This window comes from Hymenobacter armeniacus (assembly GCF_014699055.1).
In the GTDB taxonomy this organism is placed as follows: domain Bacteria; phylum Bacteroidota; class Bacteroidia; order Cytophagales; family Hymenobacteraceae; genus Hymenobacter; species Hymenobacter armeniacus.
On record NZ_JACXAC010000003.1, the window covers coordinates 223,055 to 236,755 of the forward strand.

A 13,701-nucleotide genomic window follows, 5' to 3' on the forward strand; every position below is an offset into this window, starting at 1 on the left:
TTTATGGTGGAACCAACCCTGGCGGTTGAAAGAGGCCTCCCCGACGCGGCAGTGGCCCGCTCGCGGGCGGCGCACGGCCGCAATGTCGTGGCCGCCGAAGAATCCTCCGGGTGGCGGGCCACGGCGCGCGAGGTGGTCACCGAGCCCATGTTTTTGCTGCTGCTGGTGGCGTGTGGGCTGTATTTTGGCCTGGGCCACACCGCCGAGGGCGTGACGCTGGTGGTGGCCCTGCTGGCCGTGGCGGGCATCTCGCTCTACCAAAGCGTGCGCAGCAACCAAGCCCTGCAGGCCCTGCGCGAGCTCACCCAGCCCCGCGCCCAGGTGTGGCGCAGCGGTGAGCTCCGGGCGGTGCCGGCCGCCGACCTGGTGGTGGGCGACGCCGTGCTGGTGGAGGAGGGCGAGCGCATTCCGGCCGACGGCCGCGTGGACAGTGCCAACGATTTTGCCGTGGACGAGGCCATCCTGACCGGGGAGGCCGTGCCGGTGGCCAAAGCCCCGGCCGACGCCGTGTATGCCGGCACCAGCGCCGTGTCGGGCAGCGCCTGGCTCACCCTCACGGCCGTGGGCGCCGGCACCGAGCTGGGCCGCATCGGCGGGAGCCTGCACGCCATTGCCACCGAAAAAACGCCCCTGCAGCGCCAGGTGAGCCAGTTTGTGCGGCGCATGGCCTGGGCGGGGCTGGGCGCCTTTGCCGTGGTGTGGGGCGTGAACTACGCCCGCACCGGCGACTGGGCCACGGCCCTGCTCTTTGGCCTCACGCTGGCCATGTCGCTGCTGCCGGAGGAAATTCCGGTGGCCTTCAGCAGCTTCATGGCGCTGGGGGCGGCCCGCCTGAGCCGGGCCGGCGTGCTCACCAAGCAGCCCCAAACCGTGGAAAGCCTGGGCTCGGCCTCGGTGATATGCGTGGACAAAACCGGCACCATCACCCAGGCCGGCATGCGCGTGGCCAGCCTCTACGACGGGGCCACCGGCGCGCTGCTGCCCCTGCCCGCGGCCCTGCCGCCCACCGCCGCGGCCGTGCTGGCCTACGCCCGCTGGGCCTCCGAAACCGCCCCCTTCGACCCCATGGAAAAGGCCATTGTGGCCGCGCTGGCCGCCCACGCGCCCGGGCTGGTCGCGGCCGATTTCCCGCTGGTGCACGAGTACCCGCTGGCCGGCACCCCGCCCATGATGACGCACGTGCGCCGCACCCCCGCCGGCCCGCCGGCCGTGGCCGCCAAGGGCGCCGTGGAGCACGTGCTGGCCGTGTGCCACGGGCTTGATACCGGGCGGGCCGAGCAGGTGCGCACGGTGGCCCGGCAGCTGTCGGAACAGGGGCTGCGGGTGCTGGGCGTGGCGCAGGCCGAAGCCCCAGGGAACGATTTTCCGGCCAATCAGGACGACTTCGATTGGACCTTTTTGGGACTGGTGGCGCTCGAAAACCCGCCCAAGGACAACGCGGCGGCCGTGCTGCGGGCCTTCGGGCAAGCCGGCATTGGGGTGAAGATGATAACCGGCGACTTTCCGGCCACGGCCCAAGCCATTGCCCGGCAGGTGGGCCTGCCCGGCGCCGACACCCTGCTCACCGGGGCCGAGGTGCTGGCCCTCGACGAGGCCGCGCTGCGCCAGCGCGTGGCGGGCACGGCCGTGTTTGCCCGCATGTTTCCGGAGGCCAAGCTGCGCGTGGTGAACGCCCTGAAAGCCAACGGCGAAGTGGTGGCCATGACCGGCGACGGCGTGAACGACGGCCCCGCCCTCAAGGCCGCCCACATCGGGGTGGCCATGGGCCGGCGCGGCAGCGAGGTGGCCCGGCAGGCCGCCTCGCTGGTGCTCGTCGACGACGACCTGGGCGGCATGGTGACGGCCGTGGCGCAGGGCCGCCGCATCTACCAAAACCTGCAAAAGGCCATTTCTTACATCGTGGCCATTCACCTGCCCATTGTGGCCACGGTGGCCGTGCCGCTGCTGGCCGGCTGGCCGCTGGCCAACCTGCTGGGCCCGGTGCACGTCATTTTTCTGGAGCTGGTGATGGGCCCCACCTGCTCCATTGCCTTCGAAAACGAACCCGCCGAAGCCGGGCAGATGCACGCCCCGCCCCGCGCGCCAGGGGCCGCGTTTTTGGGCGGCTGGGCGCTGGGGCGCAGCCTGCTGCAGGGGCTGGGCATTGGCGCGGCGGTGCTGGGTGTGTACTACGTGGCCATGCGGGCCGGCCGGCCGGCGGCCGAGGTGCGCACGCTGGTGTTTGCCGCCCTGGTGCTGAGCAACTTAGTGCTTACGCTGGTGAACCGCTCGTTTTCGCAGCCGCTGCTGCGCACCCTGGCCGTGCCCAACCGCCTGCTCTGGCTGATGCTGGGCCTGGCGCTGGCCCTGCTGCTGGTGAGCCTGTGGGTGCCGGCCGCGCAAACGCTATTCGGGTTCGCGCCCGTGCCCGCCGCCGAGCTGGGCTGGTGCGCCCTGGCCGCGCTGCTGGGCGCCGGCGCGCTGGAGCCGTACAAGCTGTTGAAGAAAGGGTAGGGGCGCCGCATCGTGCTGACCGCCAACTAGTGCCGAGCGCGCAGGCCGCCACGCAAAAGGCCCGGCAACGGTGGTTGCCGGGCCTTTTGCGTGGCGGCCTGCTGCCTTAGTTCAATTGAAAGGTGAGCACCGGCGGGAAGGCGTAGGTGGCCACGTTTTCGGCAATGCTGGCCTGCAGGAAGCGGCTAAGGCCGGTGCGGCCGTGCGTGGGCAGCAGCACCAGGTCGGCCTGCACTTGGTAGGCGTAGCGCCGGATGCCCTCGCTGGGGCGGTCGGCCAGCGTCACGGCGGCCTCGTAGGAGCGCAGTTGGTGGCGGCTGGCAAAGGCGGCAATCTTTTCGCGGGCCGCTTCTTCCTGGCCGGCCGTGGCCACCACGCTCAGCAAGTGCAGCACGGCTCCGGGGAAGAGGGCCTGCACGCGGCGCAGCTCGGACACGGCGCGGTCGGCCTCGGCCGAAAAATCGGACGGAAACACCAGGCGCTGCACCTCAAAGGCTTCGACCGGGTGCTTCACGGCCAGCACGGGGCAGGGGGCCGTGCGCACCAGCCGCTCGGTGTTCGAGCCGAAGAAGAAATGCTCGGCGGCCGTGTGGCCCTGCGCCCCAATCACCACCAAATCAATGGCCTGGTGGGTAAACATGCTGGTGAGGGCCTCACTCAGGCGCGTGGCCTGCACAAACTCCTGCACCGGCACGCCGGGCGCCAGGGTGGCGGCTTCGGCCAGGAGGCGGTGCAGCCGGTTTTTGGTGGCCTGCAGCAGCTTCACGACGAAGACGTCGTCCATGGGGTCGGCGCTGCTGTTGGGTAGCTCGGTGCCGCCCACCGGTCCGCCGTAGGTGCTGAAGGTGGCCGTTTCGGGCAGCTCGATGGCGTGCAGCAGCAGTACGCGGCCCCCGATGCGGGCCGCCAGGCGAACGGCCACTTCAAACGCATGGTGCGACTCCGCAGAAAAGTCGGTGGGAACGAGGATGTTTTTCATGAAAGGAAAAAAGAGGGAAAAGGAAATCGGATTGAACAACTGGCCACTCCGGTCAGACCGCGGAAGGCGGTCCGGCCGGTCGTCGCGGGCTACACAGGTGCGGCCTCAGGCTGCGGGTTTCGGGCGGCCTGGGCCGCTTTTGCGGCCGGCGCCGGCAGGGCCAGGTCGAGCACGACGCGGCCCTGGATGGTGCCGGCCTTCATGGCGTCGAGCACTTCGTTGATGTTTTCGAGCGGTTCGCAGCGGTAGTGCACCTTCACCTGGCCGTTGGCGGCGAAAGCCAGGCTTTCGGTGAGGTCCTGGCGGGTGCCCACGATGGAGCCGCGCACGGTTTTGCGGGTGAGCACCACCTCGAAGATGTTGAGCGGAAATTCGCCGGGCGGCAGGCCCACCAGCGCCAGGGTGCCGCCGCGCCGCAGCATGCCCACGCCCTGCGCAAACGCCGGCTGCGACGGCGCCGTGATGAGCACCCCGTGCGCTCCGCCCATGCGCTGCTGCACGGCCGCCACGGCGTCTTCCTCGGCGGCATTGATGGCTATTTCGGCGCCCACCGACTGCGCCAGGCGCAGCTTCTCGGCCTGCACGTCCACGGCCGCCACGCGCATGCCCATGGCCCGGGCGTATTGCACGGCCAGGTGGCCCAGCCCGCCCACGCCCGAAATCACCACCCATTGGCCGGGCTTCACCTCGGTTTCCTTCAGGCCCTTATACACCGTGACGCCGGCACAGAGAATGGGCGCCGCTTCCTGAAACGAAAGGTTATCGGGCAGCAGGCCCACGTAGTTGGGGTCGGCCAGCACGTACTCGGCGTAGCTGCCGGGCACCGCGTAGCCGGTGTTTTGCTGCTGCGGGCACAGGGTTTCCCAGCCGGTGAGGCAGTATTCGCAGTGGCCGCAGGCGGTGTGCAGCCAGGGCACGCCCACCCGGTGGCCGGGGCGCACGTGCTCCACGCCCTGGCCCACGGCCACCACCGTGCCCACGCCCTCGTGGCCCGGAATGAGGGGCAGCGGGGCCTTCACCGGCCAGTCGCCGTTGATGGCGTGCAAATCGGTGTGGCACACCCCGCAGGCGGCCACTTTCACGAGGATGCGGCCCGCCGGCACGGCCGGTACCGGAACCTGCTCGATGCGCAGGGGCTGGCCGTAGACATGGCACACGGCGGCTTTCATGGTGTTGGGTATCATGGCAATAAGAAGAAGGGGGTGGACAGATGGTCACAGGTTGAAGGCCGGCGTCAGGCCAGGGCGTACTCGGCGGGCATGGCGCGCAGCAGCTCCTGGGGCAGGTCTTCGGCATCGGCCCGATAAAACAGCTCGGGGCCGGGGTTGAGGGTGGCGGGCAGGGAGGCGGCCCGGGAGAAAAGCCGCGCGGGTTGCTCACATTGCCAAAGGAAGCGCCCGCCCCAACGCCCTTTCCTGATGGCAAGCAGCGGGTTAGCTGATTGTTGTCAGGACGGGGCGGGAGGCGGGCGCGGCAGACCGAAAGGGGCCAAAACCGGAAGCTACACGCTCAGCCAGTCGACGCCCTGGCGCAGCCACTGCTGCGAATCGGCCTCGGGCGAGCCGGCTTCCGGCACCCGGTTGTAGTGCCAGTCGGCCTGGGGGGGCAGGCTCATGAGGATGCTTTCGGTGCGGCCGCCGGTTTCGAGGCCGAAGCGGGTGCCGCGGTCGATGGCCAGGTTGAACTCGGCGTAGCGGCCACGGCGCACGCGCTGCCATTCGCTGTGGCGCGCGGTGTAGGGCAGGGCCGTGTTTTGGCGCATGATGGCGCTGTAGGCGCGCCCGTACACTTCGCCCACGTCCTGCACAAACGAAAACAGCTCTTCAAACAGGCCGTCGCGCCCCACGGTGAGGCGGTCGAAGAAAATGCCGCCCACGCCGCGCGTCTCGCCGCGGTGGGGCAGGTAGAAGTACTCGTCGGCCCACTGCTTGAAGCGCGGGTAGTAGCCGGGGTCGTGGCGGGCGCACACCTCGGCAATCTGCTCGTGAAACCAGCGGGCCTGCCGGGCGTCGACGTAGATGGGCGTCAGGTCGAGCCCACCGCCAAACCAGGCTTCGCCGTTGGCCGTTTCGAAATAGCGCACGTTCATGTGCGAAATGGGCACCTGCGGGCTGCGCGGGTGCTGCACCACGCTCACGCCCGTGGCAAAGTAGCGGCGGTCGGGCATGAGCAGCTGGCGGGCGGCGGCCTCGCTCATTTCGCCCCACACCGCCGAGAAGGCCACGCCGCCTTTTTCCAGCACGTCGCCCTGCTGAAACACGCGCGTGCAGCCGCCCCCGCCGCCGCCGTGCTGCCACTCGTCGCGGCTGAAATGCCGGCCGCTGCCATCGGCGGCTTCCAGGCGGTGGCACAGCCAGTCTTGGAACTGGCGCATCCAGCCCTCCGCCACGGCGCGCTGCGGGGCTACGGGAATAAAAGCAGGGCTGGAGGCAACGGTGGGGTTGGGCGAAACGAGCATGAAGTCGGACATTTAAAAAACTGTAGATGAAGGGGGCGTTCCCCCAAGCTGTGCTTGGGCCGGAGCGGTGTTATACCGGGCCCAAGCACAGCTTGGGGGTACATGCCTAGGCCCAGCGCACCGCGTGGTGGTCGGTGGGCTGGCTGCTGCGGGACTGTTCTTGGGCTAGCTGAGCGGCGCACCGGTCGCAGCAGGCCACGCTGGCCTGGCGCTCGGCCGGGGAGGGCAGCACCAGCACCGGAATCTGGGTGTGGTAGGCGCGGGTGGTGGCGTAGCAGGCGTCGAAGTATTGGAGCAATTGGGCGGGGCTGCTGGGGGCCACCACCAGCAGCTGGGCGTGCACGTGGGCGCAGAATTCGCTGCTGCCTTCGAGCGGCGCGTCGTCTTCGAGCAAATGCGGCGTGGTGAAGTGCCAGGCCAGGTGGGCGGCGGCCTTGCTCAGGGCCTGTTTCAGTTGGCGGCGCAGGGGGCGCTCGGCGGGGGCGTAGAACTGCACCAGGTCGAGCGGGGCCGGAAAGGCGCCTTCCAGCGCCGCCAGCCGGGGCAGAATGTGCAGCCCCAAGGTGCGAAAATCGGCGGCAAACACCAGGCGGTTGGGCAGGGAGCGGCGGCCGGGCGGCACCACCAGCAGCGGGCAGCTCACCAGCTGGGCAATGGCCGCGGCGTGGTTGCCGGGGGCTTCCTGCCGGCCGCAGTCGATGTGCTCCAGGCCCATGAGCACGAGGTCGGCGGCGCAACGCACGGCCTCCTGGCGCACGTGGTCGTGCAGGCAGCCGGCCAGCACGCGGTAGCGGTACCGAATGCGGCGGCCGTCGTGGCGGGTGAGCTGCTGGTAGCGCAGGCGCTCCACCAGGCTGCGCAGGCGCTGCTCCTCTTCGGCCAGCTGCCCGGCCGGCACCGGGGCGTCGCCGCCGGGGTGGCAGTAGAGCACCACCACTTCGGCCGGCCAGCGCACGGCCAGCTTGTTGGCATAGGCCAGGGTGTGTTCGGCGGCCGCGGTGTGGTCGAGGGGAACAAGCAGGGTTTTCATGTTGAGGGGAGAAGGGGAGGTGGGGAGAGGGAAAGCGGAATGAGTGATGAGAGCTGATTTCTCATGTCTCACCTCTCATATCTCATTTTTCAGTGGCAGTAGTGCACGGTGTGGGGCTGGGCCGCGGCAGCCGTGGCCGGCCCCGCGCCCAGCTGCGGGCTCAGGTAGGGGATGCCCAGCCCCAGCCCCCGCACGATGAACAGCGCCGCCAGCACCGCGGCCGCGTAGGGCACGGCCTGCCGCATGCGGATGCGCCAGCCCAGCGGCACCAGTTGCCCGCTCAGGCTCAGGCCCAGCATGAGCGGCAGCGTGCCCAGCCCAAAGCAGGCCATGTAGGCCGCCGCGCCCGCCACGCCCGGCGCACTCAGCGCACCCGCCAGCGCCAGGTACACCAGGCCGCAGGGCAGCAGGCCGTTGAGCAGGCCGGTGGCGTAGAGCGCCCCCGGCGAAACTTGCTGAAACAGCCGCGCCAGGGTGGTTTTCACCCAGGCCAGTGGCCGGCCCAGGCCCAGCGTGCCGGCCAAGCGGGCGGAGTAGCGCTCGGGCACGGCCACCAGCAGCAGAATCAGCACGCCCGAGGCAATGGAGAGGCTTTGCTGCAGGCCGGCCAGGCGCAGGCTCTGGCCCAGCAGGCCGGCCCCGGCGCCCAGCGTGGCGTAGGTGCTCACCCGGCCCAGGTTATACAGCAGCCGCCCGCCGCCAAAGCGCCAGCCGGCCCCGCCGGGCTGCCCGGGCAGCGCCAGGGCAATGGCCCCGCACATGCCCACGCAATGAAAGCTGCCCAGCAAGCCAAACAAAAAACCAGCCCAGAGCATGGGGAAAGGGTTCAAAAGAGGTTCTAATTGGGCCGCAAATACCGCGGGCCTGAAAAGAAAAAACCTGACGAAAATCAGGGGTGAAGGATGATTTTTTCCTCCACGAAATAGTTGTGCTTATCGGCGGTAAAGTCCATGCGCACCCGCCACAGGCCCGGCCGCATCCGGGCGGTGCTGAGGTGCTGCTGCAGGTCGGCGCCGGGCTGCAGGGGCAGCGTGAAATCGAGGCGCTGGTTGGAGGGACGGAAGAAATGAATCTGGCCCTGAATGCGCTGGCCGCGCATGTCGGCGGGCAGCTGCAGCGTGAGCAGGCGCGCGGCGGCGTCGTAGCGCAGCTCCACCGGCGCGGGCAGGGCGGCGGTGCGGGCCACGGTTTCCATGCGCTGCTGAAAGGCCAGCTCCTGCTGGTAGTAGTCGGGGCTGACCAGGTCGACGGTAGTGCGCATGGCCTGCTGCACCATGAAGCCGATGTAGCCGGCAAAGAGCACGAACACGGCAACGATGGCGTGGGGCCAGAGGGTGCGGGGTTTGGGAGGAGAGGTAACCATGGTTGGGAATTGGGGCCGGGGCTACTGCGCCGGCCCGAGAAACTTGGTGCTGGTTTCCGCTATCATCTTGCCGTTGCTGAACAGGCCGATGCGGAGTGGTTGGTTGGTGCGGTGCAGGGCGGCGCGGGGCAGCTCGGCAAAAAACACGCCCTCGGCAATGCCTTGGGCGGGCAGCGTGAGGGAAGCGGTGCCGACGAGGGAAACCTGGCCCTGCGCCGGCTCCAGAATGCGCAGCGTGATGGGGTAGGGCCGGTTGGTTTTGTTGATGACCGAGATGTTGTAGAGGTTGGTGATGGTGCCGTGGCTGGTCTTCTGGAAGAGCTGGCCCGGCGTGCGCAGCACCGTGGCCGCCACGTTGGAGCGCGAGACCAGCAGCCCGGTGAGCACCAGCAGCAAGAAGGCCAGCACGCCCGAAAGGGCCTTCACGCGGCCCGTGAGCCGGAACGTGGTGCCGGTGGCAATGCCGTTGACGGAGGCGTGGCGAATGAGGCCTTCCGGTTTGTTTATCAGCGCCATGATGCTGTTGCAGGCGTCGATGCAGGCCGTGCAGTTGGTGCATTCGAGCTGCGTGGCGCCGTTGCGGATGTCGATGCCCGTGGGGCACACCTGCACGCACTGGTGGCAGTCGATGCAGTCGCCGGCGGTGCGTAGCTGGTTTTTGCGCAGCTTCTCGCGGGGCTCGCCGCGCGGGTAGTCATAGGCCACCACCAGGCTGTCTTTATCAAGTAAAACGCCCTGCAAGCGGCCATAGGGGCACACAATGGTGCACACCTGCTCCCGAAACCGGGCAAACACGGCGTAGAACACGCCCGTGAACACCACCATCGAAGCCAGGCCGCCCAGGTGCTCCGCGGGCGAATCGGTCATAATCTTCAGCAGCTCCTCCGTGCCGATGATGTAGGCCAGGAAGGTGTTGGCAATCAGAAACGACACGGCCAGAAACAGCAAGTGCTTGGTGGTTTTGCGCCAGAGCTTGTTCCAGTTCAGCTCCGAGCGGTCGAGGGCCTTTTGCTGGGGCGCGTCGCCTTCGAGCCAGTACTCGATGCGGCGAAACACCATTTCCAGAAAGATAGTCTGAGGGCACACCCAGCCGCAAAAGGCCCGCCCATACACCACCGTAAACACAATGACGAACACCAGAAAGGTGAGCGAGGCCAGCAGCAGAATGAAGAAATCCTGCGGCCAGAATATCTGCCCGAAGATGATGAATTTCCGCGCCGGCAGGTTGAGCAGCAGCACCGGCAAGTCGTGGATGCGCAGCCACGGCCCGCCAAACAGCAGCGCCAGAAACCCGTAGCTGAGCAGCTTGCGGTAACGGTAAAGGCGGCCGCTGGGCTGCCTGGGATAAAGCCACACCCGCTCGCCGGCCGCGTCTATCGTGGCGATAGAGTCGCGGTAGGAGTCATCAGGTTTGAATTGGGTGGCGGACATGGCTTTAGAGTAAGTTGAACGTCATGCAGAGCGCAGCGAAGCATCTCGCTTGTGGTAGCAATTCAATCGGTTTAGTTAGTTGAGCACGCGAGATGCTTCGCTGCGCTCTGCATGACGGGTAGATGGGTTAGTTTACCGGCTGGCCACGGCCTTTGCCGGGGCTTCTTTCTCGCCCTGCGGCGGCTTGGCGTTGGCCGGTTTGGTGCCTTGCAGGCTGAGCACGTAGGAGGCCACCTGCAGCATCTGCTTGCCGGAGAGCTTGCCTTTCCAGGCCACCATGCCCTTGCCGTTCACGCCGTACTTGATGGTTTTGTACACGTGGTTCACTTCGCCGCCGTGCAGCCAGTACTCGTCGGTCAGGTTGGGGCCCACTTTGCCTTCGCCGCTGGCGCCGTGGCAGGGGGCGCAATTGGTCATAAACAGGCTTTTGCCGCTGCTGAGCTCGGCCGGAGCCGTGAGGGCCGTGTAGGTGGTTACCTGGTTGGGGTCGTCGGGGGTGGCGGCGATGAGCAGGGCGGCCTGCTGCATCTCCGCCGCGTACTCGGCGCCCTGCAGCTGGCCGGTTTTGAGCACGTGGTAGTAGGTCACGTAGCCGATGGCGAAGACGATGGTGGCGTAGAAGCCGTATTTCCACCACGGCGGCAGGTCGTTGTCGAACTCGTGGATGCCGTCGTAATCGTGGTCGAGCAGTTCGTCGCGCACCTCCCCCTGCACCAGGCGGGCGTCGCCCACCAGCAGGCCCAGCACGCGGCCGCTCCAGGTGTCGTGCACGGTGGGCAGGTCGTAGAGCTGGCGCAGCTGCGGCCGCATCCAGTTGATGAGGGCCACAACCAGCAGCAGAAACACCATGAGCACCAGCACCAGCGTGGTGAGCACAAACCAAAGCATGGTGCGCTGGGCGTCGGTGGCGGAGGCGGCGCCGGTGTCGGCCGCTTGCGCCAGGGCCGGGCGCGCGGCCAGCAGGGCCGCGCCGGCCAAGGAGTAGGCTAAGCGGGAGCGGCTCATGCGTACACTTCTTCCTGGGTGGCAACTTGTGCAGGAGCGGCTTCGGCCACGGCGGCGCGGGGAGCAGCGGCCGGTGCCGAAGCAGGAGCGGCGGCTTCCGGGGCAGGGGCATCGGCCTGCTGGGCCTCGTAGCGGCGCTGGGCGGCCGAGGTCACCGAGGCGCCGGTCATCACGGCCATCAGCAGCACCACGCCGGCCAGCCACCACACCACCCAGCTCAGCACGGTGGTGCCCTGGGGGCCCGAAGCAGCAGATTGAGCAGCGGCCGCAAAGCCGGTGAGCAGGCCGAGGAAAGTCAGCGAGAGGGAGCGGAGGGTTAGCATATTACGTCGTGGTTGAGGTTGGATTTGAAGTTTGCTTCGTCGTCGAGCAGCGGCAGCTGGCTCATGGCATCGATGTGCTGGCGGCTGCTCAGCAGCACGTACACCAGCAGGCCCAGAAAGAAGAGGCCGAAAATGACCAGGGAGATTATCGGATAGATTTCGACCCCGGCGATGGATTGCAAGACGTTCTTGTCCATGGTGGTTGGGTGGTTAATGCTTGTCTTCGGGATTTATCAGCCGTCATGCAGAGCGCAGCGAAGCATCTCGCGTGTGGTAGTAATCCAATCGGAGGATAGAATTAGTGGTGGCACGCGAGATGCTTCGCTGCGCTCTGCATGACGGGCCTTTGGCTGCTACTGCGCGGCGGCTGTGGCAGCGGTGGCCGTCTGCTCCGGCTTCACTTTGATGTCAGTACCCAGGCGCTGGAGGTAGGCAATCAGGGCCACGATTTCCTTGTCGGGCATCACCTCGATTTCCTCCTTTTTCAAATCGGCCACAATGCCCTGGGCTTGTTGCCGGGCATCGTCCACGGCCACCTGGTCGAAGCCGGCGGGGTAGGGCGTGCCCAGGTTGCGCAGCACCTTAATCTTGGCGGGCAGGATGCTGTAGTCGATTTTCTGCTCGAACAGCCAGGGGTAGGGCGGCATGATGGAGCCCGGCGACATGCTGGTGGGGTCCAGCATGTGGTTGTAGTGCCAGGAGTGGGGGTACTTCTGGCCCACGCGCTGCAAATCGGGCCCGGTGCGCTTGCTGCCCCACAGGAAGGGCCGGTCATACACGTACTCGCCGGCTTTGGAGTACTCGCCGTAGCGCTCGGTTTCGGAGCGGAAGGGGCGCACCATCTGGGTGTGGCAGTTCGAGCAGCCCTCGCGGATGTAGAGGTCGCGGCCCTGCAGCTCCAGCGGCCGGTAGGGCTTCACCGAGGCAATGGTGGGCACGTTCGACTTCACCAGAAAGGTGGGAATCATTTCCACGGCGCCGCCGATGAGGATGGCCACCGTGGCGCCCACGGCCAGCTGGAAGGGGCGGCGCTCCAGCCAGCGGTGCCAGTGGCCGGCCTGCACGTGCGGGTCTTCGGCTTCGGGCACCAGGGCAGGGGCCTGGGCTTTCTCGTTGGCCACCAGCGTGCCGGCCTGGGCGGTTTTGTAGAGGTTGTACATCAGCAGAAACACGCCGCTCACGTAGAGCAGCCCGCCGATGCCGCGCAGGTAGTACATGGGCACCAGCTGCAACACGGTCTCCAGGAAGTTGGGGTATTGCAGCATCCCCTCGGCATTAAACTGCTTCCACATCAGCCCCTGGGTGAAGCCGGCCCAGTACATGGGAATGGCGTAGAACACGATGCCCAGCGTGCCCAGCCAGAAGTGCGTGGTGGCCAGCTTCTTCGAGTACAGCTCGGTTTTGTAGAGGCGGGGCCACAGCCAGTAGAGCATGGCGAAGGTCAGGAAGCCGTTCCAGCCCAGGGCGCCCACGTGCACGTGCGCCACAATCCAGTCGGTGAAGTGCGCAATGGCGTTCACGTTCTTGAGCGAGAGCATCGGGCCCTCGAAGGTGGCCATGCCGTAGGCCGTGATGGCCACCACCATGAACTTGAGCACGGGTTCTTCGCGCACTTTGTCCCAGGCACCGCGCAGGGTGAGCAGGCCGTTTATCATGCCGCCCCAGCTCGGGGCAATCAGCATCACGGAAAAGGCCACGCCCAGGCTCTGGGCCCAGTCGGGCAGGGCGGTGTAGAGCAAGTGGTGCGGGCCGGCCCAGATGTAAATAAAAATCAACGACCAGAAGTGAATGATGCTCAGGCGGTAGGAATACACCGGCCGGCCGGCGGCCTTGGGCAGGAAGTAGTACATCAGGCCCAGGTAGGGCGTGGTGAGGAAGAAGGCCACCGCGTTGTGGCCGTACCACCATTGCACCAGGGCGTCCTGCACGCCGGCGTAGAGGGAGTAGCTTTTCAGGAAGCTCACCGGCAGCTCTATGGAGTTGACGATGTGCAGCACGGCCACCGTGAGGAACGTGGCGATGTAGAACCAGATGCCCACGTAGAGGTGCCGCTCGCGCCGCCGGGCAATGGTGCCGAACATGTTCCAGCCAAACACCACCCACACCAGCGTGATGGCGATGTCGATGGGCCATTCCAGCTCGGCGTATTCTTTGGAAGTGGTAAAGCCCAGCGGCAGCGTGGCCACGGCGCTCACAATGACGAGCTGCCAGCCCCAGAAGTGCAGCTTGCCCAGCAGGTCGGAGTACATCCGGGTTTTGCACAGGCGCTGCAGGGAGTAATAAACGCCCGTAAAAATGCCGTTGCCAACGAAGGCGAAAATCACGGCGTTGGTGTGCAGCGGGCGAATGCGGCCGAACGTGGTGAAGGCCGTGCCCATGTTCAGCTCGGGCCGGGCCAGCTGAAAGGCCGCCAGCACGCCCACCAGCATGCCGATGATGCCCCAGAAGACGGTGGCAATGCCGAAGTCCCGAACAATCTTGTTGTCGTAGAAAAAGGTGTCGACTGCTGGTCGGGAAGTGGGTGGAATCAGCGGTTGTTGGAGCGCGGCGGGGGGAGCTAACGGTTCGGCCTGCATCGTCGGAGAAGTGAGTTATTTACTGCTCCAAAGGTCCTGGCGG

The 13,701-nt window shown here is 67.0% G+C and carries 12 protein-coding genes; 1 reads left to right on the forward strand and 11 read right to left on the reverse strand.

All coding sequences use genetic code 11. The features are described 5' to 3' along the window. Window positions 1-3 precede the first annotated feature (3 nt). Window positions 4-2,493, forward strand: coding sequence for a cation-translocating P-type ATPase (locus IC234_RS09335; RefSeq protein WP_190923775.1), 2,490 nt, complete (start codon window positions 4-6; stop codon window positions 2,491-2,493). A 106-nt stretch (window positions 2,494-2,599) separates the two neighbouring features. On the opposite strand, the gene IC234_RS09340 is transcribed toward IC234_RS09335, so the two are convergent. From IC234_RS09340 to ccoN, 11 genes are all read right to left on the reverse strand, one after another. Continuing rightward, entirely contained in the window at window positions 2,600-3,472 is an 873-nt protein-coding gene (locus IC234_RS09340) for a universal stress protein (protein ID WP_190923777.1), read from the reverse strand. An 89-nt stretch (window positions 3,473-3,561) separates the two neighbouring features. Further along, a complete protein-coding gene (gene adhP, locus IC234_RS09345; RefSeq protein WP_190923779.1) occupies window positions 3,562-4,656 on the reverse strand; it encodes an alcohol dehydrogenase AdhP in 1,095 nt (364 codons plus the stop codon). A 317-nt stretch (window positions 4,657-4,973) separates the two neighbouring features. Next, on the reverse strand, window positions 4,974-5,942 hold the full coding sequence (gene hemF / locus IC234_RS09350) for an oxygen-dependent coproporphyrinogen oxidase (RefSeq protein WP_317173348.1): 969 nt from the start codon (window positions 5,940-5,942) through the stop codon (window positions 4,974-4,976). 94 nt (window positions 5,943-6,036) lie between these two features. Then, window positions 6,037-6,960, reverse strand: coding sequence for a universal stress protein (locus IC234_RS09355; RefSeq protein WP_190923781.1), 924 nt, complete (start codon window positions 6,958-6,960; stop codon window positions 6,037-6,039). Window positions 6,961-7,049: 89 nt separating this feature from the next. Continuing rightward, window positions 7,050-7,775 (reverse strand): sulfite exporter TauE/SafE family protein, encoded by a 726-nt coding sequence (locus IC234_RS09360; protein ID WP_190923783.1) that lies wholly within the window; start codon window positions 7,773-7,775, stop codon window positions 7,050-7,052. A gap of 74 nt (window positions 7,776-7,849) precedes the next feature. Continuing rightward, window positions 7,850-8,323 (reverse strand): FixH family protein, encoded by a 474-nt coding sequence (locus IC234_RS09365; RefSeq protein ID WP_190923786.1) that lies wholly within the window; start codon window positions 8,321-8,323, stop codon window positions 7,850-7,852. 21 nt (window positions 8,324-8,344) lie between these two features. Continuing rightward, a complete protein-coding gene (gene ccoG / locus IC234_RS09370; RefSeq protein ID WP_190923788.1) occupies window positions 8,345-9,754 on the reverse strand; it encodes a cytochrome c oxidase accessory protein CcoG in 1,410 nt (469 codons plus the stop codon). 132 nt (window positions 9,755-9,886) lie between these two features. Then, window positions 9,887-10,759, reverse strand: coding sequence for a cbb3-type cytochrome c oxidase N-terminal domain-containing protein (locus IC234_RS09375; RefSeq protein WP_190923791.1), 873 nt, complete (start codon window positions 10,757-10,759; stop codon window positions 9,887-9,889). Then, the gene (locus IC234_RS09380; protein WP_190923793.1) at window positions 10,756-11,082 is read right to left on the reverse strand and encodes a hypothetical protein; all 327 of its coding nucleotides are present in this window, start codon (window positions 11,080-11,082) and stop codon (window positions 10,756-10,758) included. Before IC234_RS09380 ends, IC234_RS09375 begins: the two co-directional genes overlap by 4 nt. Beyond that, window positions 11,076-11,279, reverse strand: coding sequence for a cbb3-type cytochrome oxidase subunit 3 (locus IC234_RS09385; protein WP_190923796.1), 204 nt, complete (start codon window positions 11,277-11,279; stop codon window positions 11,076-11,078). The genes IC234_RS09380 and IC234_RS09385 overlap by 7 nt, the downstream gene beginning before the upstream one ends. Before the next feature lie 156 nt (window positions 11,280-11,435). Further along, entirely contained in the window at window positions 11,436-13,658 is a 2,223-nt protein-coding gene (gene ccoN, locus IC234_RS09390; protein WP_190923798.1) for a cytochrome-c oxidase, cbb3-type subunit I, read from the reverse strand. Window positions 13,659-13,701: the final 43 nt, after the last annotated feature.

Excerpts from the sequence above, each read along its gene's own strand:
- IC234_RS09335 (WP_190923775.1), top strand. The coding sequence starts at position 4 with ATGGTGGAACCAACCCTGGCGGTTGAAAGAGGCCTCCCCGACGCGGCA.
- IC234_RS09340 (WP_190923777.1), bottom strand. The coding sequence starts at position 3,472 with ATGAAAAACATCCTCGTTCCCACCGACTTTTCTGCGGAGTCGCACCAT.
- adhP (WP_190923779.1), bottom strand. The coding sequence starts at position 4,656 with ATGATACCCAACACCATGAAAGCCGCCGTGTGCCATGTCTACGGCCAG.
- hemF (WP_317173348.1), bottom strand. The coding sequence starts at position 5,942 with ATGTCCGACTTCATGCTCGTTTCGCCCAACCCCACCGTTGCCTCCAGC.
- IC234_RS09355 (WP_190923781.1), bottom strand. The coding sequence starts at position 6,960 with ATGAAAACCCTGCTTGTTCCCCTCGACCACACCGCGGCCGCCGAACAC.
- IC234_RS09360 (WP_190923783.1), bottom strand. The coding sequence starts at position 7,775 with ATGCTCTGGGCTGGTTTTTTGTTTGGCTTGCTGGGCAGCTTTCATTGC.
- IC234_RS09365 (WP_190923786.1), bottom strand. The coding sequence starts at position 8,323 with ATGGTTACCTCTCCTCCCAAACCCCGCACCCTCTGGCCCCACGCCATC.
- ccoG (WP_190923788.1), bottom strand. The coding sequence starts at position 9,754 with ATGTCCGCCACCCAATTCAAACCTGATGACTCCTACCGCGACTCTATC.
- IC234_RS09375 (WP_190923791.1), bottom strand. The coding sequence starts at position 10,759 with ATGAGCCGCTCCCGCTTAGCCTACTCCTTGGCCGGCGCGGCCCTGCTG.
- IC234_RS09380 (WP_190923793.1), bottom strand. The coding sequence starts at position 11,082 with ATGCTAACCCTCCGCTCCCTCTCGCTGACTTTCCTCGGCCTGCTCACC.
- IC234_RS09385 (WP_190923796.1), bottom strand. The coding sequence starts at position 11,279 with ATGGACAAGAACGTCTTGCAATCCATCGCCGGGGTCGAAATCTATCCG.
- ccoN (WP_190923798.1), bottom strand. The coding sequence starts at position 13,658 with ATGCAGGCCGAACCGTTAGCTCCCCCCGCCGCGCTCCAACAACCGCTG.